We start from the raw sequence: 22,193 nt of genomic DNA on the forward strand, positions 1-22,193 counted from the left end.
GGTCATGGGGTGACCTCGGCCAGGGGAAGGGGCAGGTAGGTCGAGGTCCAGGCGGTCAGGTAGGCCGGCAGGTACGGCTGGAGCGGGCTGCCGACGGCGGTGGTCCTGAAGTCGATCTGACGGCTGGTGCGGGACAGCACGACGTAGTCGTGGAAGCGTTCGCCGATCCGGCGCATCGCCGGGTAGACAGCGCTCGGGATGAACCCGGCCGCCAGGAAGGCGTGCAGACCGGCGGTGTCGGACAGCGGCAGCAGCGTCTCGACGTAGTCGGCGCCCGCGCGGGTCACGGCCGCCATCAGCGGCTCCAGCGCACCGGTGACGGCGGCCGGGGAGGGGTGCACCGCCACCAGCGAGCAGCTCGCCGCGACCGGGTCCAGGTCGGCGTACGCCTCGAACGCGCCGTCCGGCGGAGTGAGGACGGCGTTCGGGACGTGCAGCGGGAAGAACCGCTGCGCAGGGTCGGGGAAGAGCTCCAGGAACCGGCGGCGGACGAAGGCGGGCGCGGTGATCAGCTCCATCGGCGCGGTCACCGGGGCGCTGCGCCCGCCGGGGGCGAGCGGGCCGTCCACCGGCTGCGGGTCGCCGTAGTGGACACCGGTGCTCTGCCGCGCGGCCTCCAGCAGGGGGAGCACGGCCCCGGGCACCAGGTCGACGCTCTCGCGTCGGGCCAGGACGCCGTCGGCGTGCCGGGCGAACAGCGCCAGGCTCTCGCAGCCCGCCACCTCGACGGCGTTCGGCAGCAGGCCGAGGGCGCGGAAGCCGTTGCGGGCGAAGACCTGCTGCGGGCCGGGGGTGACCACCCGCACGGTCGCGTAGATCGAGTCCTGGGCGCCGGTCGCGAAGGCGTCCGCGCAGACCGCGGCGGTCAGCCGGCCGGCCAGGCCGCCGCCGCGCTGCTCGGGGTGGACGGCCAGGCCGACCAGCTTGCCGATCCGGCTGCCGGGGTCGGTCTGCACGGCCACCGACCCGACCAGGTGGCCGGTGTCCTCGCGGCGTGCGGTGAGCCAGTGGGTGTGCGGGTCGGCGATCAGGCGGCGCATCTCGGCCGGGTCGCTGCCGAGCGCGACGGGATAGCCGTGGCCGTAGACGTCGAAGTAGAGCTGGCGCAGCTGGGCGACGTCCTGGGGGGCCGCGGGGGCGATCGTCACGGTCATCGGGCGTCCTCGATCGGTTGCGCGGCCGGGGCTCCCTGCGGGGCCGGCGCGGGGTCGGGGGTGGCCGGTTCGCGCCGGCCGGTCCACCACAGGGCGGCGGCGACCGGGAGGACGCCGAGGGCTTGGACCAGGCAGAGCGTGCGCGGCGAGAGGTGGTCGCCGAGCAGGCCGAACACCAGGGAGGACACCGGGAAGGTGGCACCCAGCAGCGCCTGCATCACGGCGAAGAAGCCCGCCCGGTCCCCGGTCGGCACCAGCCGCTGGAACAGCGCGACGAACCGGACACCGATCACGCCCACGCACCAGCCGGCGACCGCCATCGACCCCACGGCCGCGGCCTGGCTGCCGAGCAGACCGGGCAGGCCGAGCGCGACGGCCAGCAGGCCGAGACATCCGGCGCCGACCGCGGTGGGGGAGCCCGGGAGCCGGCCGCCGGTGAACGAGCCCACCAGGGTGCCGGCGCCGAGGGCCGCCTCCAGTGCGGCGACGGTCGAGCCGTCGGAGTGCAGCACCGCGCGGGTGAACAGGGGCATCACCACGAACACCGCCGTGGTGAACAGGTTCGCCGCGGCGAAGCAGAGCAACACCCTTCGGACGAACGGGAGTTCGGCCAGGATCCGGCGCAGTGTCCGTGGCGCGGCGGGTCCGCCGCCGTCCGGGGCCCGGGCGTCCGTTGCCTGCACCGCGGCGTGGGCGTCCTTGGCCTGGTCCGGGGCGTGGGCGTGGGGGCCGGTGGGGAAGCGGGTCGCGCCGATCAGGGCGGCCGCCAGCAGATAGGCGCCGGCGCACCCGGTGATGATCCCCGCCGGCCCGGCGGCGTCCACCACCAGCGGGCCCAGCAGGCCGCCGGCCAGCCCGGCCAGCGACTGGGTGGCGAGCTCGAAGCCGGTCGCGGCCTCGATGTCGGCGTCCTCGACCAGCTCCGGCACGGAGGTGGTCAGACAGGGGTCGAAGAGGGCCTGGCAGCCGGCCAGCAGCAGCGCTGCGCCGTACGCGACGGTCATCGGCAGCGCCGTGCTGTACGTCCACACGGCCGTGCCGAGGGCGACCAGACCGGCGGCGGCGGCCGAGCCGCCCAGCACCGTCCGGTGCGGGCAGCGGGCGATGACCCTGGCCACCAGCGGTGCCAGCGCGACCGCGGGCAGGGTGCTGACGGCGAGGAAGACGCCGGACGCCAGGCCGCGGTCCGCGCCGCCGGCGTATCCCACCAGCCACCACACCGCGCCGACCTGGAACATCCGTCCGGCGGCCTGGGTGAGGACCTGGGCGGCCCAGACGGCGCCGAACCGCCGGTTGCGCAGTACGAGCGGCAGGCGGCGGCCGCCCGCGGCGGGGGCCGTCGCGGGGGCCGTCGCGGGGGCCGCTCCGGCGGCTATCTCGGGAGCCGTCCCGGCGGCCGTTCCGTGGGCCGTTCCGTGGGCAGTCACGAGTGCGGCCGTTCGTCGAGGACGCGGATCAGTTTGCCCGTCCGCGGGTTGACGGCGAGTTCCTGCTGGCGCACCCAGCTGACGGACAGCGGGTGGACGTAGCCGGCGGCGACCGCCTCCGGGTACAGCGGTCGCGCCGCGTGGATCCCGGTCTCGACGGCGGCGGCCAGCTCGGGGAGGCCGCTCGGGTTCCCGTCGCAGGCCAGCCGGAGCACCAGGCCGTCCCGGGCGTCCCAGCGGCGCACGACCAGCTGCACACCGGTGACCCGGCCGGCTGGGTCGGCCCCCCGGACGAGGTCGAGCACGTCCTGGGTGTACAGGGACACCGGCCCGACCCGGACGCCCTCCTGGGCCCGGCCGAGGATGCGGAACTGCCCGGTGGCGGGGTCGGTCCACTCGGCGCGGTCCCCCACGGGGTAGCGCAGGACCGGCATCAGCCGTCGCCGCAGGTCCGTCACCACGACCCGCCCCGGCACGCCGGCCCGGGTGATCGGCTCGCCGGTGTGCTCGTCGAGGATCTCCACCACCGTCTCCGGGGTGAACACCCGGTGCACCCGGGTGTCCTCCCCGGCCACCGGTCGGCCGACCAGTCCGGCGTCGACGGCGGCATAGCCGATCGAGGAGATCCGGGCGTTGGGGAACACCTTGCCGAGCAGCGGCTGCTGGTCCTGGTACAGGCCCTCGCCGCCGAACAACAGCAGCTCCACGGAGGGGAGTTCGCGGCCGGTGGCCAGCAGGTGGTCGGCCAGTCCGCACAGCGTGGTCGGAGTGCCGGCCACCACCTCGACCGCGAACTGCTCCAGGGTCTGCGCGGTCGACTCCAGCGGCGCGGCCCCGCCGATCGGCAGCCGGACGTTGGCGACGGGCGAGCGGTGCAGGGCGTCGAGGATGAAGGTGTAGCTGGCGTACAGGTCGCCCGCGTAGAAGAGGTCGGCGACCCGGTGCCCCGGGCGCAGTCCGGCATCGACCAGCCCGGCGCCGAAGGAGGTGGTGAACTCCCGCCACTCCTCCCGGCTGTAGAACGAGAACTTCGGCGAGCCGGTGGTGCCGCCGCTCTTGAACACCACCGCCTCCTCCAGCGGTCCGGTGAGCAGCCGGTTGTCGCGAGGGGTGTTGGCCTGCCAGAAGTCGGCCTGCGGGACGACCGGGAGGTCGGTCAGCCGCACGGTCCGGTCCGGCAGACCGGCGTACAGCTCCCCGTAGAAGGGCGAATTGCGGCGCGCGAACCGTACGAGTTCCGCTATTGGTTGAACGGGCATCAATTCCTGCTCTGAGACTGTGAGGAGAACAGACCGAGCGTGCGGCATCGCGAATCCGGATGCGCACAGATCATTCGGTCGACACTGAGGCGAAGTCAGGAGGAACTGGTCTCCTACTCGCAGGAAGAGAGGCTAGCACCTTGATGGACCTTCGGATCCCAGTCGGCAGCCTGCCGTTGGGTTGGTGATGACGCGAACTGAGGCTTCATCAGCAGGGTGTTCCGGCCGCCCGGAATGGAATGGTGACCTGCGTCTCAGTCAAGAATTCGACAACCGCACATGAAATGTCTCGAATTCAACTAAAGGTAATCGCCGAGGATTTCGGCCACGCTCGGGGAGTGCCGGCCGCCCGGGGTGGTGTCAGCAGGCGGCGGCGAGCGAGTCGACGAGGATGTCGAGCCCTTCCCGGGCCTCGTCCTCGGTCAGGGTGAGCGCGGGGGCCATCCGCAGGGCGTGGCCGTAGCGGCCGCCCTTGCCGATGAGCAGGCCGCGCTCCTTCGCGTGCTCCAGCACCCTGGCGGCCAGCGACGGGCTCGGCGATCCCGTGCCGGGGTCGATCAGGTCGACGGCGAACATCAGGCCCTTGCCCCGGACGTCCCGCGCGATCGGCAGCCGTTCCACCGCCGTCCGCAGGCCGTCGATCAGCAGGCGGCCGAGCCGGTGTGCGTTGGCCTGGAGGTCGTGGGTGAGCAGGTAGTCGAGCGTGGCTGCGGCCGCCGCCGTCGCGATCGGGTTGCCGCCGAAGGTGGAGATGCCGTTGGCCGGGAGTGCGTCCAGCAGCGCGCCGTCCGCGACGACACCGCCGATCGCGAAGCCGTTCCCCAGGCCCTTCGCGAAGGTCATGGCGTGGGGTGTCACGCCGTGGGCCTGGATGCCCCAGAAGTGCTCTCCGGTACGGCCCCAGCCCGTCTGCACCTCGTCCGAGACCAGCAGGATGCCGTACCGGTCCAGGGTCTCCCGGTACCTCGCGAGGAGCCCGTCCGGTGCGGCGGTGAAGCCCCCGACGCCCTGGACGGGCTCCACGATCAGGCAGGCGACGTCGGTGGCGGTGGCCGTGTCGAGGACGTGCTGCAGGTCGTCCGCGCAGAAGGCCAGGAACTCCTCGTCGGACAGGTCCGGGAAGCGTGTGCGGTCGGCGCCGTGCAGGTAGTGCACGTTGACGGGGGAGAGCGAGGAGTTCTTCCAGCTGCGGTTGCCCGTCACGGCCGTGGCCGCGTACGAGCGCCCGTGGTAGCTGTTGCGCAGGGCGAGCACCTGGTCGGACCGGCGGGCGTGGGTGGCGATCAGCAGCGCCGTCTCGTTGGCCTCGGTGCCGGAGTTGGTGAAGAAGACCTTGGCGTTCGGGATGCCCGACAGTTCCGCGATCCGCTCGGCCAGCTCCACCTGGGGGCGGATGAGGTACAGCGTCGAGGTGTGCGCGACCCCGGTGCGCAGCTGCCGTTCGACGGCCTCCCGGACCTCGGGCACGTCGTACCCGAGCATGTTGGTGAGGATGCCGCCGAAGAAGTCGAGGTAGCTGCGCCCGTCGGAGTCGGTGACGCGGCGCCCCCGGCCGCTCACGATCTCGATCGGCTCGTCGTAGTAGAGCGACATCCACCTCGGCATGACCGCGCGATGGCGGCCGAGCAGGTTCGACATGCGGGGCTCGCTCTCCCTGCGACGGCATCGACTTGGTGTTCGACCGGACGGCCGGGACGCGTGGACGGCTGCCGGAGAAGAGAAGCTACCCGACCTCTGCGCCGCAAACCGGTCAAATCAGGCGCGACACGGGCCGCGACTCCACGCGCCGCGACCCGCGGCCGCCCGGTTCCCCGGCCGGATTCGGATCAAGAGCGGGCGCCCCTAGGGGCTTTGGTGTGATTTGTTCGTATTGAGCGAAAAGTGGTGGCCCGCAAGCCCGGTCGGGGAACGGCTTGTGTGCCGAATCACAGCCGGCCGACGGCGGCATCCCGAAACCCCGCCCGACCAGGAGACTTGGCCAGGTGCATGATCAATGCCGCCGGTCCGGCCGGGGCATCGAGCTTGCATACGGACCATCCCTCCTTCAGGCTGCTGCGAGTCCACAGCCGAGGGGGGAACGAAAGGGTCCTTCCTCGTATGGCGAAACACTCGAAGCACCGCCGCAGCACGACCGGCGGGCGCCGCTTCCTCTCGCTCGGGATCGCGCTGGCCGCCACCGGAACCGGCGCAGCCGCCTGGGCCATGCCCAGCACCTCGACGGAGCCGGTCGTGGTCGACTCGATCTCGGTCACGCCGACCGGTTCCGCCGCCGGCAGCCCGGTCACGGCCACCGCCAAGCTGCACGCCACGCGCCAGACCGCGGTCCAGGCGCTGACCATCGCGGTGCGGTCGGCCAGTGGCGCCCACTACGACTTCCGCGGTGCGATCCCGGCCACCCTGACCTCCTCGCAGCTCACGTTCACGCCGGAGAGCCGCACCTTCCCGGCGGGCACGTACACGTACTTCGTGGCGTACGAGAGCGCCAACCGCTGGCACAACCTGAGCCCGGTGAACACCTTCACCTCGGGTGCCCCCTCGGCCCCGGCGTCGAGCCCGTCGCCCACGGCCACCGGGACGGCCACCGCCTCGCCGTCGCCGACCGCCACCGCGAGCGCCACGGCGACGCCCCCGCCCACCGCGACCGCGACCGCCACGGCGAAGCCGTCCCCGACTGCCACGGGTACGCCCTCGCCCACCGCCACCGCCACCGCGACGGGCACGCCGTCGCCGACCGCGACCGCGACCGGTACGCCTTCGCCGACCGCCACGCCCACGGCGACCGGCGGCGCCTCCGCCGGGCCGGTCGGGGTCCCGGGTGCCTGGCACCAGGTCTTCGCGGACGAGTTCAACGGCAGCTCGCTCGACGCCGCCAAGTGGAACCCCAACTGGTTCGGCTGCAGCACCTGCACGACCCAGCCGGTGAACTCCCAGGAGTCCGCCGCCTACTCCCCGTCCCAGGTCGCGGTCAACGGCGGCAGCCTGCACCTGACGGCGGTCCAGAAGCCGGCCACCGTGAACGGCAAGACCTACCCGTACACCTCGGGTCTGATCAACACCAACGGCAAGGCCCAGTTCACCTACGGTGCGTTCGAGGCCCGGATCTACCTGCCGCCGTCCGGCTCGCAGGTCGCCAACTGGCCCGCTTTCTGGACGGACGGCCAGAGCTGGCCGACCGACGGTGAGATGGACGTGATGGAGGGCCTGGGCGGCGACGCCTGCTACCACTTCCACTCCGACGCGGGCGGCCCCGGCAGCTGCGCCCACGGGGACTTCAGCGGCTGGCACACCTACGGCGCGGAGTGGGCGCCGGGCTCGGTCACCTACTACTACGACGGCGTGAAGGTCGGGCAGATCACCACCGGCATCACCTCGGCGCCGATGTACCTGATCCTGAACAACGCGGTCGATTCCAAGTACCCGGCCGTCGCCCCGGCCGACATGCAGGTCGACTACGTGCGGGTGTGGCAGCACTGACCCCACCGCCCTGACAGCGGCCCGGCCGCGCGGACTCCCACCGCGCGGCCGGGCCGCTGCGTCGCACGTGCGGGCCCCGGAGGCCCCGGCCCCCGACGACCCCCGTCCGTCGGGACCCGCCCGAAGGGGGAGCGGGCGAGGGCCTGCGACCACTGCTGCCGGTGCCCCGAGGGCCTCGGCCCGGACGAACCGGAACCGCTCGCCCCGCCCGCACGTCATCTCCCGCGGGGCGTCGAAGACTTGACGCCCCTGCAGCTCTTCACCGCCGAGGCCCGAGGAGATCCATGGTCGACACCGTCAGCTCGCTGACCACCCGTCTGCACGAAGTGCTGGTGGAGTTCCTGACCAAGGGGCCCGGCGTGGGGACCAGGGGTCTCCACGACGTCGTCGCCCGTGCCGGGGCGCTGGGCCCCGCGGGTGCGTGGCTCGCCGCGTCGGGCCACGCGAGCCTCGCCGGGCTGGCGTGGGCGCAGGGGCAGGCGGACACGACCGTCCTCCACCTGGAGGCCGCGGTGGCCGGGGGCTTCAACGACTGCGTGGCGCTCCACACGGCCCCCATGGTGCCGCTGCACCGGGACCCCCGCTTCCGGGCCCTGTACGAGCGGATGCGCATCACCCAGGCCGACCTCGACGAGTACTTCTGGCTGCACCGCGAGATGCAGATCATGGTGAGGGACGCCCAGGACGCGACCGTCGACAACATCGGCCGCCTCGACACCGGGGTGTCGCTGCTCCCGCAGGCCCCCCTGCCGACCCGCGAACCGAACACCCCGGGTGTCCTGATCACCCGCCTCGATGTCGCCGCGGCCCAGACCGCGATCCAACAGGCCGCCGTGAGGGCGGAGTTCCAGCGCAGCGCAGGCAACACCAGCCTCGATCTGATCGACGGCTCGTGGGACCAGCCCCGTGCGATGCGCGACGCCTGGTACGCGGACGAGCTGGAAACCCGGCGCCGGCGGGCCGCCGAGGCCCGGGCCTTCGTCGAACGCCCCGGCGCCGGCACCACGCTCGTCCCCTGCCCGCCGCTGGGCTCGATCACCTACCCGGGCTGATCGCCGCAGCCCGGCCGGCCTCCGCAGCCCTGCGGGGGCCGCGGAGGCGGACACTCAGGCTCCGGTCAGCCACTCTTCTTCGAGACCGTCGAGAACGAACCCGTTCTCGAAGCGCACCCGGTACCTGATCCGAGCACCGGCTCCGCCGTCGTACGCCGAGTGCTGGATGACTCGCTGACGGAGGTTGTCGATCAGGCTTGCCGCGAAGGGGTCGAACTGTTGGCCGCGGATCTGCTGGTCGAAGCTCGCGAGGTGGCCCTGGGCACCGCCGCCGGCCTCCTTCGCCGAGCCCGTGACGATGCCCTGCAAGCCCTCGGCCAGGAACAGCGGACCGGGGGAGCCGCCCCTGGCTGCTCCGCCGTCCGCGGTGACCTGCACGTCCCTGGTCAGCTTCACCTTCGCGCCGGTCTCGTACGGCATGGGTGGTCCCCCTCGTTCGATCTTGGCCTGACGCAGGCAAGGGTAGTCGGGGAGCCGTGGCGGGAAAGGGGGTTCGACGAGTCGGCGGCCCGTGGTCCGCGCCGACCGTGAGGTTGAAGACGAAACGACCGCGGGCCGCAAGGAGGGCGATCCCGCCGGGTGGGCCCGGGGGCCCGGGCCCCCGGGCCCCATGGCGGACGGCCGCCTGCTCAGGGCGGGTCCGGCGGTCACATCGCGCGCGCGGGCCGAACATACCGGACAGTGGCAGCAGAAGGACTTTCATTCGGACGGAGTCCGGCAGACCTTCGGAGAAACGCCATGGAGCGCTACCCACTCATCGCCGACCACGGCCTCGTGGGGGACCTGCAGACCACCGCGCTGGTGTCCGCGGAGGGCGTCATCGACTGGTTCGCGGCCCCGAGATTCGACTCACCGAGCGTGTTCGCGGCGTTGCTGGACCACGACCGGGGCGGCTACTTCCGCCTGTCGCCCGAGCATCCCGAGGACACCCGCAAGCAGCTCTACTACCCGGACACGGCCGTCCTGGTCACCCGCTTCATGTCGCCGGACGGAGTCGGCGAGGTGGTGGACTGGATGCCGCCCGACCGGACCAACCGCGCCACCGACCGGCACACCCTGGTCAGGATGGTGCGGGCCGTGCGCGGCAGGGTCCGCTTCACCCTGGAGTGCCGGCCGCGGTTCGACTACGGGCGGGCCGCCCACGAGCTCCGGCTCGTCCCGGAGGGGGCCTCGTTCCGCGCGCCGGGCATCACCGCGCACCTGCAGAGCACCTTCCCCCTGGTGCGGGAGGGGGACGACGTCCGCGGTGAGGTGATCCTGGACGCCGGTGGGTCCGCCGGAGCCGTGCTGACCGTCTGCGGACCGGACGGTGAGGCGCCCGCTCCGCTCGACCTCGACGCGCTCCAGGAGCAGATGTGGGAGGTCGGCGAGTTCTGGCAGGAGTGGGTGCGCACCTCGCACTACCGGGGCCGCTGGCCGGACATGGTGAACCGCTCGGCGATCACCCTCAAGCTGCTCACGTACTCGCCCTCGGGCGCGCCGATCGCGGCCGCCACCATGGGCCTGCCCGAGCAGGTCGGCGGTGAGCGCAACTGGGACTACCGCTACTCCTGGGTCCGCGACGGGGCGCTGTCCGTCCGGGCGTTGCTGGACCTCGGATTCGTCGAGGAGGCGGCCAGGTTCACGAAGTGGCTCGGGGACCGGATGCACGACCTCGCGGACTCCCCCGGGGAGCGGCTGCAGATCATGTACCGCGTGGACGGGGACCCCAACCTCACCGAGGAGATCCTGGGCCACCTGGAGGGCTACCGCGGCTCCCACCCCGTGCGCGCCGGCAACGCCGCCGCCGACCAGCTGCAGCTCGACATCTACGGCGAGGCGCTGTACGCGCTGGCGGAGGGCCAGGAGCTCGGCGTCCAGTCGGGCTACCACGGCTGGAAGGGACTCGCCCGTACGGTGGACTGGCTGGCCGAGACCTGGGACCGGCCCGACGAGGGCATCTGGGAGACCCGCGGCGGGCGTCAGAACTTCACCTACAGCCGGGTGATGTGCTGGGTCGCGTTCGACCGGGCCCTGCACCTGGCCCAGCAGTACAGCAGGCCCGCCGACACCGCGCGCTGGACGGCGGCCCGCGACGCCATCCTCGAACAGGTCATGGAACAGGGGTGGAGCGAGACCGAACAGGCACTCGTCCAGCACTACGACGGCGACGTCCTGGACGCCTCGCTGCTGCTCGTCCCCCGGCTCCGGTTCATCGCCCCGAGGAGTCCGGGCTGGCTGAACACGCTGGACGCCATGGAGCGCAAGCTGGTCTCCGACAGCCTGGTCTACCGCTACGACCCGGCCGCCTCGCCGGACGGCCTGCGCGGCTCGGAGGGCACGTTCAGCCTGTGCACGTTCCTTTACGTGGACGCGCTGGCCAGGGCGGGGCGGCTGCGCCAGGCGCGCTACACCTTCGAGAAGATGCACACCTACGCCAACCACGTCGGTCTGTTCGCCGAGGAGATCGGGCCCAGTGGTGAGCAACTCGGCAACTTCCCGCAGGCGTTCACCCACCTCGCGCTGATCATGGCCGCCACCACGCTGGACGAAGCGCTCGACAAGCAGCAGCGGCGCGGATGACCCCCGGACAGCCCGCGCAGAGCGCGGCCGACTTCGCCGAGCTGTACCGGGCGCTGCGCTCGCGGTCGGCGTGGGCCGCCGGCGAGCGCGGCGCGCTGGTGGCGCTCACCCCCGCGCGCGTGGCGGTCGCCGCCGCCGAGGTGCGGACCGGCCGTACGGTCGGCCTCGCCGCACCCGTGCAGACCCGGCCGGGACCGGACGACCCCGAGCCGGCGCAGCACAGCATGACGGCGGTGCCGGACGGCGGGACGGGCGGGCTCGACTTCGCGATGGACCGTTTCGCCATGAACGTGCACGGCGACGCCGACAGCCACCTCGACGCCCTGTGCCACGTGGTCTACGACGGCACGCTGCACGGCGGCGTGCCGGCGGACGTCGTCACGGCGTCCGGGGCCGCGGCGCTGTCCGTCGAGGCGGCCCGGGACGGGATCGTCGGCCGCGGTGTCCTGCTCGACGTCCCGAGGCTGCGTGGCGTGCCGTGGCTGGAGCCCGGCGACCACGTCGGCGCGGAGGACCTCGCCGCGGCCGAAGCCGCCCAGGGCGTCCGGGTGGGCGAGGGCGACCTGCTCCTCGTCCGGGTCGGCCACCGCAAGCGCCGCGCCGAGCTCGGGGCCTGGCCCTCCGCGCGGGCGCGGGCCGGGCTCCACCCGTCCGCGCTGGAGTTCCTGGCGGACCGCCGGGTCTGCGTGCTCGGCGGCGACGGGAACAACGACACCGCCCCGAGCCCGACGGAGGGCGTCGACTTCCCGGTGCACGTCCTGGCCGTGCACGCGATGGGGCTGCACCTGCTGGACTACCTGTGCTTCGAGGAGCTGGCGCCGCTCTGCGCGCGGGAGGGGCGGTGGGCGTTCCTCTGCGTGGTGGCCCCGCTCCGGCTGCCGGGCGCCACCGGCTCCCCGGTCAACCCGGTCGCCGTCCTGTGAGGGCCGTGAGGGCCGGGCCTGTGAGGGGCTGTGAGGCTACTCCGCCGACGTCCGGAAGTGCGCGGTGGTCAGCCGCAGCCGGAACACGTGGTACGTCCAGCCCTGGTAGGCCAGGACGACCGGCAGCAGGACGGCCACCACCACGGTCATCACCTTGAGCGCGTAGTGGCCGGACGCGGTGTTCTGCACGGTCAGGTCGAACGCGGAGTCGGTGCTCGACACCATGACCCGGGGGTAGAGCTCGACGAAGAGCGAGATCACCGTGGTGGCCATCCCGACCGTGGTGGCGGCGAAGGCCCAGCCCTCGTGTCCGGCGCCGACCAGCCAGGCGGCGGCGAACACGGCCAGGACCGCGGCGAGTTCGGCGAGGTTGATCAGGACGCCGCGGCCGGCGGTGGAGTGCGTCCAGGTGACGAACGCCAGCACCACCAGGCCGACGACGGGGGCGGACCGCCGGGCCAGCAGGTTGGCCCGGCGGCGGAGGTCGTCGGTGCTCTTGAGCGCGATGAACGTCGCCCCGTGCAGGACGCACAGTGCGACCAGGGTGATGCCGGTGAAGACCCCGTAGCCGGTGAACAGGTCGGCGAACGAGCCGGTGTACTCCTGGTCGGCCCCGATCGGCAGGCCGTACAGCAGGCCGCCCAGCGCGATCCCGATCACCAGCGGCACGATCAGGCTGCCGGCGGTCAGCAGGACGTCCCAGGTGGAGTGCCAGCGGGCGCTGTCGACCTTGCCCCGGAACTCGAACGAGACCCCGCGGACGATCAGCCCGACCAGCAGCAGGACCATGGCCAGGTAGAAGCCCGAGAACATGGTCGCGTACCAGCTCGGGAAGGCCGCGAACATCGCCGCCCCGGCGGTGATCAGCCACACCTCGTTGCCGTCCCACAGCGGCCCGATCGTGTTGATCGCGGCCCGGCGCCCGGCCTCGTCCCGCGCCAGCAGCGCGTGCAGCATGCCGACGCCGAGGTCGAAGCCCTCCAGGACGAAGAAACCCGTCCACAGCGCGGCGACCAGGATGAACCAGAAGACGGCGAGTGCGTCCATCACGACCTCGGGGGGGAGTCGGGACCTCAGTAGGTCACGGCGGGGACGGGCTGGTCCTCGTTCGGAGCCACAGCGGCCTCCTTGCGGGCGTACCGCGCCAGCAGCACGCCGGCGACGGCGGCCAGCGCGGCGTAGAGCAGGAAGAACACCAGGATGCTGATCACGACGTCGGTCGTGTCCACGGACGGGGAGACGGCGTTCCTGGTGAGCTGCATGCCCTGCACGATCCACGGCTGACGGCCGCTCTCGGTCAGCAGCCAGCCCGCGGTGTTCATGAGGAACGGCAGCAGGACCGCCCACTGGGCGACCCGCAGGAAGAGGCGGGACGAGCCCAGTCGTCCGCGTCTGAGCAGCCACAGCCCCCAGAGGCCGACCAGGAGGGCCAGCGTGGCGAGGTAGGCCATGACGCGCATGGACCAGTACTGGATGAAGACGTTGGGCACGTAGTCGCCCGGACCGTACTCCTGCTCGTACTGGCTCTGGACGGTGTTGAGCCCGAGCACCTGGCCGTTCCAGCTGTTGGTGGCCAGCAGCGACAGCAGGTGCGGGATGGCGATGAACTTCGTCGGGTCCTCGTCGTTCTTCCCGCCGCCGATCTGGAAGACCGAGAACGCGCACGGCTGGCAGGTGTCCCACTGCGCCTCGGCCGCGGCGATCTTCATCGGCTGGTACTTGCCCTCGGTGACGCCCAGCTCGCTGCCGACGAGCATGGCGAACAGCAGGGCGGGCGTCAGCGCGACCAGGGCGAGCCGGGCGGACGGCCGGAACAGCCCGGGGTCGGCCCCCTTGCGCAGCTGCCAGGCCGAGACGGCGAGCATGACCATGGCCCCGGTCACCAGTGAGGCCAGCAGGGCGTGCAGGTAGCCCCGCAGGAACACGGGGTTGGTGAACAGGGCCCAGACGTCGCTCAGCTGCGGCCGGCCGGTGGACGGGTCGATCGTGTAGCCGACCGGGTGCTGCATCCAGGAGTTGGCCGCCATGATGAACGCCGCCGACAGCGCGCTGCCGACCGCCACGGCCCAGACCGTCGCCAGGTGCACCCGCTTCGGCAGCTTGTCCCACCCGAAGATCCACAGCCCGAGGAACGTCGACTCCAGGAAGAAGGCCGCGAGCCCCTCCATCGCCAGCGGTGCGCCGAAGACGTCCCCGACCGTGCGCGAGTAGCCCGACCAGTCCATGCCGAACTGGAACTCCTGGACCAGGCCGGTCACCACGCCGACCGCGACGTTGATCACCAGGAGCGTCCCGAAGAAGCGGGTCAGCCGCAGGTAGTCGGGCCGCCCGGTGCGGTACCAGACGGTCTGCAGCAGGGCGATCAGGAACGCGAGGCCGATCGTCACCGGGACGAAGAGGAAGTGGTAGATCGACGTCATCGCGAACTGCAGCCGGGCGAGGTCGAGCTGGCTCATTCGTCCAGGCAAGCACCGGGGCCCGGGAGACGGGCCGTGACACGACGGGCTCCGGTGGTTCACCCGCCGTATGGCGCAGCGGGCCGCACACCGGCGACCTCCCGGTCCCGGTCACGCTCACGAGCCGGGCCGGAGCCCGCGCCGGGGGACGAACAGGTGAACGCGGACGCGCTTGGAGCCCGTCGCGCCGTGCACCGCGCGAGCGCCCGTTACGTTCCGGTCTTGCAGTGGATGTCCCATGTCCCACCGGTGAGAGGCGGACCCCCGCGTGGCCGACGATCAGCACTACGACGTCATCGTGATCGGCACTGGAGCCGGCGGCGGCACGCTCGCCCACCGGCTCGCCCCCACCGGCAAACGCGTCCTGATCCTGGAACGCGGTGACTACCTGCCGCGGGAGCGGGACAACTGGGACTCCACCGCCGTCTTCGTCCAGGGCCGCTACCGCGCCCCCGAGTTCTGGTACGACAAGCACGGCGACCGGTTCCCGCCCGAGGTGAACTACTACGTCGGCGGCAACACCAAGTTCTACGGGGCCGCGCTGTTCCGGCTGCGGCCCGAGGACTTCGGCGAGCTCCGCCACCACGGTGGGATCTCACCCGCCTGGCCGATCCGGTACGAGGACCTGGAGCCGTACTACACGCAGGCCGAGCACCTCTACCTGGTCCACGGGCGACACGGTGAGGACCCGACCGAGGGCCCGTTCAGCGCCCAGTACGCCCACCCGCCGGTGGAGCACGAGCCCCGCATCCAGCAGCTCAGCGACGACCTGGAGAAGAAGGGCCTGCACCCGTTCCACCTGCCGATCGGGGTGAACCTCACCCAGGACGGCGACGGCGACGCCACCCGCACCAGCGCCTGCATCCGCTGCGACCGGGTGGACGGCTTCCCGTGCCTGCTGGGCGCCAAGTCCGACGCCCAGGTCATCTGCGTCGACCCCGCCCTGGAGCACGGCAACGTGTCGATGGTGACCGGCGCGAACGTACGGCGGCTGGAGACCGACCCGACCGGACGCACCGTCACCGGGGTCGTCGCCGAGCTGACGGACGGGACGGTGACGACCTTCCGCGCGGACATCGTGGTGGTCGCCTGCGGAGCCGTCAACTCCGCTGCTCTGCTGCTGCGTTCGGCCAACGACCGGCATCCGGGCGGGCTGGCCAACAGCTCGGACGTGGTGGGCCGCCACTACATGCGGCACAACAACCTGGCGCTGATGGCGGTCTCCAGGGAGCCCAATCCCACCCGCTTCCAGAAGACCCTCGCCCTGCACGACTGGTACCTGGGCGCCGACGACTGGGACTACCCGCTCGGCGGCATCCAGATGCTCGGCAAGTCCGACACCGACCAGATCCACGGCGAGGCGCCGCGCTGGGCGGGCACGGTCACGCCCGACCTGCCGTTCGAGGTGCTGGCGCACCACTCGGTGGACTTCTGGCTGTGCGGGGAGGACCTCCCGCTGCCCGGGAGCCGGGTCACCCTCGACCGCGACGGCGACATCCACCTCGCCCTCGACGAGAAGAACAACACCGCCGGGCTGGAACGGCTCCGGCACAAGCTCCAGGGCATGCTCGGCCACCTCGGCATGCACGAGCACCACCTGCTGCCGCACAGCATCTACCTGCACAAGGGCATGCCCATCGGCGCCACCGCCCACCAGGCCGGCACCGTGCGCTTCGGTGACGACCCCCGCAGCTCCGCCCTCGACGTGGACTGCAAGGCCCACGACCTCGACAACCTCTACGTCGTGGACACCAGCTTCTTCCCCAGCATCGGCGCGGTGAATCCGTCACTGACCGCCATCGCCAACGCCCTCCGGGTCGGTGACCTCATCGCCGCCCGACTGAAGTAGAGCAGGAGAGACCGAGATGGCGACCGATCGGATGGACGCGCTGGTGATCTTCGGTGCGACCGGAGACCTGGCCAAGCTGGAGACCTTCCCGGCCCTGGTCGGCCTGGTCGAGCGCGGGGTGCTCGACGTCCCCGTCGTCGGGGTGGCCAAGAGCGGCTGGGGCCTGGAGCAGTTCCGCGACTACGCGGCGGCCTCGCTGCGCCTCAACGGCATGGACCCGGACACCGCCGCCGCGCAGAAGATGCTGGGACTGCTGCGGTACGTCGACGGCGACCTCGACGACGACGCCACCTACGCGGCGATGTCCGAGGCCATGGGCCCCGGCGGCAGCGCCCTGTACTACCTGGAGGTGCCGCCCCCGCTGTTCGGGCGCATCGCCCGGGGCATCGCGACGGCCGGCCGCGCCAAGGGCGCCCGGGTGATGGTCGAGAAGCCGTTCGGGACGGACCTGGAGAGCGCCGGGCGGCTCAACGCCACCCTGCACGAGTACTTCCCGGAGGACGCGATCTACCGGGTCGACCACTGGCTCGGGCTCGACCCGGTGGAGAACGTGCTGTTCGCCCGGTTCGCCAACTCGGTGGTCGAACCGCTGCTGAACCGCACCCACGTGGAGAGCGTCCAGATCACCATGGCCGAGGCCTTCGACGTCTCCGACCGCGGCCGGTTCTACGACCGCACCGGCGCGATCCGCGACGTGGTGCAGAACCACATGCTCCAGGTCCTGGCGAGCGTCCTGGCCGACCCGCCCTCCGGGCCGGGGCTGTCCTCGTGGCGGGACGCGAAGGCCCAGCTGGTGTCCTCACTGCGCCCGCTCACTCCCGAGACCACCGTGCGCGGCCAGTACGAGGGTTACCAGCAGGTGCCCGGGGTCGAACCGGGGTCGACCGTGGAGACCTTCGCCGCCGTCCGGCTCGCGTCCGACTCCTGGCGCTGGGCGGACGTGCCGATCGTCATCCGGGCCGGCAAGTGCCTGCCGGTCACCGCCACCGAGGTCCGCATCACGTTCCGTGCCGCGCCCCACGACGTCTTCGGCCTGCGGCCCGACCCGGCCGCCAATGCCCTGAGGTTCCGGGTCTGGCCGGAGACCCAGGTGGCGCTCACGCTCGCCGGGAAGCGCCCCGGTGCGGGCTGGGAGGCCCAGCACGAGGAACTCTCCTTCGCGCAGCAGCCGGGATCGGACATGCGCCCCTACGACCGGCTCATCGGCGCCGCCCTCGACGGGGACCGCTGGCTGTTCGCCAGGCAGGACACGGTGGAGGCCGCCTGGCGGATCGTCGACCCGGTGCTGGGGGACGCCACCCCGGTGCACCCGTACGCCCGGGGCAGCTGGGGCCCCGGGGAGGCGGACGCGCTGCTGCCCGCGGGCGACGCCTGGTACGACCCGATCGCCTGACGCCCGGCCCAGCCCGGCCCAGCCCAGCCCGGCTCAGCCCGGCCCGGCCCCGGCAGGCCGGGCCGGGCCGAGCAGGACCAGGACGTCCCCGGCCTCCTCGGCCGGCGCGCGGCCCCCGACGACCGGGGCGAGCGAGCCGTCGGAGCGGATCCGGAACAGCAGGTCGTACCCGGCGGGGACGGTCCCGCCGGCGGACCTCGCCACCACCGGCGCCCCGTCGGCGTACCGGCGGTCCAGCGCCGGCCGGACCAGGGCTTCGCCGAACAGGATCTCGCCGCCGGTGTACGGGGCCACCACCCCGTGGCTGCCGTGCGGCGGCCCCAGGCGGTAGACGGGGCCCTCGACGCTGCCCTGCAGGATCGTCGAGGCGAGCGCGTTGAAGTCGTCCTCCTCGGTCAGCAGCAGGACGGCCGTGATGCCCTCCAGTTCCGCGCCCTGCCCGGTGGCCGCCGCCAGCAGCTCACCCGGCGCCAGCTGGAGGCCGGACTCCCTGATCCGTTCGCGCTCCGGTTCGAGGCCGGCCCACATCAGCACGTCCAGGCCCGCCGACCGGAGCACCCGGCCGAGTTCCACCACCCAGTGCGCTCCGCCGACCAGCAACGGCCGGGAGCGGGCGGAACGCCTGACGTCCAGCAACCGCGCGGCCGGCACCGCGGTGAACCCGTAGACCGCCACCGTGGTGACGATGACCAGGAAGGTCGCCGGAAGGATCTTCGCGGCCCCGCCGACGCCGTCCGCGACCAGCGTCGTGGAGAACGTCGAGGCCGTGGCGGCCGCGACGATGCCGCGCGGGGCCATCCAGCCGATGAACGCGCGCTGGCCCTGCGGGAGGTCGGTTCCGAGCGTGGACAGCGCCGCCACCAGCGGTCTGACGACGACGACCAGCACGGCGACCAGGCCGAGCGTCGGGAGCACGACGTCGACGAGCGTGTCGGGGGTGATCGTCGCCGAGATGGAGATGAACAGCAGTCCGATGATCAGCTGGACGAGCGTCTCGAAGAACGGGTTGCGGGACGGGACGTCGAAGGACGGGACGTTGACGACGGCCATGCCCATCACCACGGCCGCGATGAGTCCGGTGTCGTCGCGGAGGGTGTCGCAGACCGCCGCGGTGCCGATCACCGTGGCCAGCTGCACCGACGTACCGAGCGGCTCGGGAATCCGGAACCTGCCCAGCAGCAGCCACAGCACCACCGATCCGACCAGGCCGCCGGCGAATCCGACCGCCAGGCTCAGCAGCAGCTGGCCGGCCCGCTCGCCGAAGTGGTCATGGGTGCTCGCGACGATCGAGTGGAAGACCAGGGCGCCCAGGATCGCGCCGATCGGGTCGATCAGCGAACCCTCCCAGGTGAGGATCCGCTGGAGCCGTTCCACCGGCCGCACGAAGTTGAGCAGCGGCCCGACCACCGTCGGACCGCTCACCACGAGGATCGCGCCGAGCATCAGCGCGGCACGGGAGGACATCCCCAGGAACTGCGCCGCGAGCAGGGCGGCCGGGATCCCGGTGAGCACCACGCCGAGCAGGAGCAGCCTGACCACGACGCGCCGGTCGTGCCCCCGGAGGTGTCTCAGGTCCAGACCGAGCCCCGCGTCGTAGAGGATCAACGCCACGGAGAGCGACACCAGGGGGGAGAACGTGGCGCCCAGCAGCCGCTCGGGATCGATGTCGTCGGTGAGCGCACCCGCCGTGAACCCGACCGGCAGCAGGACGATCAGTGCGGGGACGCGCAGCCATCTCGCCAGCAGCTGGGAGCCGACCGCGAGCACGACGGTCAGCCCCAGACCCAGGAAGATCGCGTCGGTGGTCATGGATCCGCACTGTGCTGGCGCCGACCACACGAGTCAAGCACGACACGGCCGTACGGCGCCGACCGGCCCCGGGGGGAGTCGACGCCCTACGGTGCGGTCGGCCGCCGCCGGGGAGCGCGCGTCAGTGCAGGTCGGCCTGCGCCCGGGTGTCGTCGAGGAAGCCGCCCGACTGGTGCTGCCAGAGCTTGGCGTAGGCGCCCTCCGAGGCGAGCAGCTCCTCGTGGGTGCCCTGCTCGACGATGCGCCCGCGGTCGAGGACGACGAGCCGGTCCATCCTGGCGACCGTGCTCAGCCGGTGCGCCACCACGAGCGCGGTGCGCCCCTTCATCAGCTCCCAGAGCGCCTCCTGGACGAGGAGTTCGCTCTCCGAGTCCAGCGCGCTGGTCGCCTCGTCGAGCAGCAGGATGGGCGCGTCGCGCAGGATGGCCCGGGCGAGGGCGACCCGCTGTCGCTGCCCGCCGGAGAGCTTGATGCCGCGCTCGCCGACCATGGTGTCGAAGCCGTGCGGCAGGGCGTCGGTGAACTCCGTGACGTGTGCGGCCTCGGCGGCCCGGCGGACCTCGGCGTCGGTGGCGTCCGGCCGGGCGAACGCGATGTTGTCCCGCAGCGTCCGGTGGAACATGGCCGGGTCCTGCGGGACGTAGGCGATCAGGCTGCGCAGGTCGGCCTGACGCAGGCGGCTGATGTCCTGACCCCCGATCAGGATCCGGCCGCCGTCGATGTCCGTCATCCGCAGCAGCAGCCTGGTGAGGGTCGTCTTCCCGCCGCCGGAGCGGCCGACGAGCCCGAACTTCGCCCCGCCCGGCACCGTGAGGTCGAGGCCCCGGAAGATCGGGTTCGCGCCCGCGTGGGCGAAGTCCACCTGCTCGAAGCGGATGCCCGAGTCCCGGTGCAGCAGCGGTTCCGGCGAGGCCGGGTCGAGCACGGTGGGCGGAGTCAGCAATAGCTCGGTGAACTGCGCGGCCTCCGTGAGCGATCGCTCCAGCCGTCGGTAGATCTGGTTGAACTCGAACATGATCCGCGTCGCGTTGCTGTAGTAGGTGAAGGCGACGACCACCGCCTCGACGCCGTGCCCGCCCCCGCCGAGCGCCACCGCGAGCAGGAGGCCGAGGGCGTTGGTGAGCACCGACAACGGCGCGACCAGGGTGTCGATGCGCAGGTTGCCGTAGTCCCACGAGCGCAGGGAGAGCCGGCGCGACTCCGCGACGCGGGCCCGGTGCTCGGCGGCCTCGCCCTCCTCGGCCGCGAACGCCCGGACGGTGTCCATGTTCATCAGGCTGTCGGCGACGTGGCCGGAGACCCGGGCGATCGACTCCTCGCGCCGGTCGACCAGCGCCTGGCGGCGGCGGACGAGCGGCGCCACGCACAGCGCCGTCAGCGTGATCATCGCCAGCAGCCCGACCACGAGGAGCGGTTCGTAGCGCCACAGCACCACCGAGCCGAAGAGCAGCGGCACGAGGCTGCCCACGACCGAGAACGTCAGCGTGTCGACGAACTCCTCGAACCGGGAGGCGAAGCTCAGCACCCGTTTGGTCAGCGACCCGGCGAAGTTGTCGTGGAAGAACGCCGCGTCCTTGGCGAGCAGTTCGTCCATGCCGATCACGTACAGGTGCTCGATCCCGAGGGCGTCGAGGCGGTTCAGGTAGTGCAGGCCGACGCGCCACAGCGCCTCCCCGGCCAGCAGGGCGGCGGCGAAGCCCAGGACGTACGGCAGCATCGAGCCGAGGTCCGGCCCGCTCCGGCCGGAGATCCGGCCGACGAGCTTCGCCACGGCCAGGGGCGCGAGGTAGTTGATGCCGATGTTGCCCAGGGCCGGCAGCAGCATGCCGGGCAGCGTCACGCCCGGGCGCCGGAACAGCTCCCGGCCGTAGTAGCGGAGTGCGAGGAGGACCGAGCGCTTGCCCGGCGCTCCCCGGAGTGATTCGGACGATCCCATCCCGACTCCATGGTGTCGTACGGAAGGCCATCAACTTCCCCTCACGAGTGCATCCGTGACTGTTCGTCAGGAACGCTCGGAGAGGGAAGGGTTCGCAGTCTCCCGCGGGACTGCCGGAGGAGTCCACGCGTTTTCCGTCCGGCGCGGTGCCGCCTGCGGGCGTCGGCGCTCCGCCGGCACGGTGCCGGCGGAGCGCCGACGTGGCGTCCGTGACCGGACCGGCTTCCTGGGGGAGCATGGCCCCCATGGACACCGAGACGGTCGTACGCACCCGCCGCGCCCTGCACGCGGTGGCCGAGCTGGTGCTGGCCGGGCCGCAGTACCGGGCCGGCGGCACGATCCGGCTGCGCGCCTGCGCGGGCGGCTTCGCCACGACGGTCGAGCCGAGGCTGAGGGTGGTCGGCGCGGAGCTGGTCGCGTCGGGTCAGGTCATTTCACTCGAACGGACTACCTGCAGCGTCATCGGCGCGGCCCTCGGGATCACGGTCGGGGCGCCCGCGGGGCTGTACGGGGAGGGGTCGGGCGGCGCCGGCGACCACACGATCGAGGTGGACCCGACCGCCGCCCGGTGGCTCGCGCACTGCTTCGCGCTCGGCGACGCCGCTATGAACGGGCTGTTCCCCGGTGTGGACCCGGTCATCTGGCCCGAGCACTTCGACATCGGGGTGACCGTCGACGGCGTGAACTACGGTGTCTCGCCCGGCGACGCGTCCCGGCCGGAGCCGTACGCGTACGTCGGCCCGCACACCCCGCGGCAGGGCGGGTTCTGGAACGCGCCGTTCGGTGCGGCCCGGACGATCCGTGAACTCGGCGGCGTGGCGGGCGTCACGGCGTTCCTGGACGAGGGCCGCTGGCTGGCGACCGGCGCCTGACGGGCCGCGGTCCCGGCCGGTTCAGCG

16 protein-coding genes are annotated in these 22,193 nt (G+C 72.4%); 7 read left to right on the top strand and 9 right to left on the bottom strand.

The genetic code is table 11. The features are described 5' to 3' along the window. Positions 1–2: 2 nt before the first annotated feature. From ACIGG8_RS33080 to ACIGG8_RS33095, 4 genes are all read right to left on the bottom strand, one after another. Positions 3–1,154: a GNAT family N-acetyltransferase gene (locus tag ACIGG8_RS33080; protein ID WP_396552355.1), complete on the bottom strand. Its 1,152-nt coding sequence runs from the start codon at positions 1,152–1,154 to the stop codon at positions 3–5. Continuing rightward, positions 1,151–2,581 (bottom strand): MFS transporter, encoded by a 1,431-nt coding sequence (locus ACIGG8_RS33085; RefSeq protein WP_396552356.1) that lies wholly within the window; start codon positions 2,579–2,581, stop codon positions 1,151–1,153. The genes ACIGG8_RS33080 and ACIGG8_RS33085 overlap by 4 nt, the downstream gene beginning before the upstream one ends. Further along, positions 2,578–3,840, bottom strand: coding sequence for a phenylacetate--CoA ligase family protein (locus ACIGG8_RS33090; protein WP_396552357.1), 1,263 nt, complete (start codon positions 3,838–3,840; stop codon positions 2,578–2,580). The genes ACIGG8_RS33085 and ACIGG8_RS33090 overlap by 4 nt, the downstream gene beginning before the upstream one ends. 360 nt (positions 3,841–4,200) lie before the next feature. Further along, positions 4,201–5,478 (bottom strand): aspartate aminotransferase family protein, encoded by a 1,278-nt coding sequence (locus ACIGG8_RS33095; protein WP_396552358.1) that lies wholly within the window; start codon positions 5,476–5,478, stop codon positions 4,201–4,203. Positions 5,479–5,937: 459 nt separating this feature from the next. On the opposite strand from ACIGG8_RS33095, the gene ACIGG8_RS33100 reads away from it, so the two are divergent. Beyond that, positions 5,938–7,314: a family 16 glycosylhydrolase gene (locus ACIGG8_RS33100; RefSeq protein WP_396552359.1), complete on the top strand. Its 1,377-nt coding sequence runs from the start codon at positions 5,938–5,940 to the stop codon at positions 7,312–7,314. Positions 7,315–7,598: 284 nt separating this feature from the next. Beyond that, the gene (locus ACIGG8_RS33105) at positions 7,599–8,366 is read left to right on the top strand and encodes a hypothetical protein (RefSeq protein ID WP_396552360.1); all 768 of its coding nucleotides are present in this window, start codon (positions 7,599–7,601) and stop codon (positions 8,364–8,366) included. Between the two features lie 54 nt (positions 8,367–8,420). Here the strand turns inward: ACIGG8_RS33105 and ACIGG8_RS33110 are convergent, their stop codons facing one another. Next, a complete protein-coding gene (locus ACIGG8_RS33110; RefSeq protein WP_396552361.1) occupies positions 8,421–8,786 on the bottom strand; it encodes a hypothetical protein in 366 nt (121 codons plus the stop codon). 318 nt (positions 8,787–9,104) lie between these two features. On the opposite strand from ACIGG8_RS33110, the gene ACIGG8_RS33115 reads away from it, so the two are divergent. Both ACIGG8_RS33115 and ACIGG8_RS33120 read left to right on the top strand, forming a co-directional pair. After that, positions 9,105–10,928, top strand: coding sequence for a glycoside hydrolase family 15 protein (locus ACIGG8_RS33115; protein WP_396552362.1), 1,824 nt, complete (start codon positions 9,105–9,107; stop codon positions 10,926–10,928). Continuing rightward, on the top strand, positions 10,925–11,851 hold the full coding sequence (locus ACIGG8_RS33120) for a cyclase family protein (RefSeq protein WP_396552363.1): 927 nt from the start codon (positions 10,925–10,927) through the stop codon (positions 11,849–11,851). The genes ACIGG8_RS33115 and ACIGG8_RS33120 overlap by 4 nt, the downstream gene beginning before the upstream one ends. 36 nt (positions 11,852–11,887) lie before the next feature. Here ACIGG8_RS33120 and cydB read toward each other — a convergent pair whose 3' ends face one another. Further along, positions 11,888–12,898, bottom strand: coding sequence for a cytochrome d ubiquinol oxidase subunit II (gene cydB, locus ACIGG8_RS33125; protein WP_350524459.1), 1,011 nt, complete (start codon positions 12,896–12,898; stop codon positions 11,888–11,890). 26 nt (positions 12,899–12,924) lie between these two features. After that, the gene (locus tag ACIGG8_RS33130) at positions 12,925–14,307 is read right to left on the bottom strand and encodes a cytochrome ubiquinol oxidase subunit I (RefSeq protein WP_396552364.1); all 1,383 of its coding nucleotides are present in this window, start codon (positions 14,305–14,307) and stop codon (positions 12,925–12,927) included. A 268-nt stretch (positions 14,308–14,575) separates the two neighbouring features. Here ACIGG8_RS33130 and ACIGG8_RS33135 point away from each other — a divergent pair, with 268 nt between their 5' ends. Both ACIGG8_RS33135 and zwf read left to right on the top strand, forming a co-directional pair. Further along, entirely contained in the window at positions 14,576–16,156 is a 1,581-nt protein-coding gene (locus tag ACIGG8_RS33135) for a GMC oxidoreductase (RefSeq protein WP_396552365.1), read from the top strand. A 16-nt stretch (positions 16,157–16,172) separates the two neighbouring features. Then, positions 16,173–17,549 (top strand): glucose-6-phosphate dehydrogenase, encoded by a 1,377-nt coding sequence (gene zwf, locus ACIGG8_RS33140; protein ID WP_396552366.1) that lies wholly within the window; start codon positions 16,173–16,175, stop codon positions 17,547–17,549. Positions 17,550–17,582: 33 nt separating this feature from the next. Here the strand turns inward: zwf and ACIGG8_RS33145 are convergent, their stop codons facing one another. Both ACIGG8_RS33145 and ACIGG8_RS33150 read right to left on the bottom strand, forming a co-directional pair. Next, positions 17,583–19,358, bottom strand: a complete 1,776-nt coding sequence (locus tag ACIGG8_RS33145) for a cation:proton antiporter (RefSeq protein ID WP_396552367.1) — start codon at positions 19,356–19,358, stop codon at positions 17,583–17,585. A 121-nt stretch (positions 19,359–19,479) separates the two neighbouring features. Next, positions 19,480–21,294 (bottom strand): ABC transporter ATP-binding protein, encoded by a 1,815-nt coding sequence (locus tag ACIGG8_RS33150; RefSeq protein WP_396552368.1) that lies wholly within the window; start codon positions 21,292–21,294, stop codon positions 19,480–19,482. Between the two features lie 245 nt (positions 21,295–21,539). Between ACIGG8_RS33150 and ACIGG8_RS33155 the strand changes: the two genes are divergently transcribed. Continuing rightward, positions 21,540–22,166 carry a hypothetical protein gene (locus ACIGG8_RS33155; RefSeq protein ID WP_396552369.1) on the top strand — a complete coding sequence of 209 codons (627 nt, stop codon included), beginning with the start codon at positions 21,540–21,542 and terminating at the stop codon, positions 22,164–22,166. Positions 22,167–22,193: the final 27 nt, after the last annotated feature.

This window comes from Kitasatospora sp. NPDC085464 (assembly GCF_044541955.1).
Lineage (GTDB): Bacteria > Actinomycetota > Actinomycetes > Streptomycetales > Streptomycetaceae > Kitasatospora.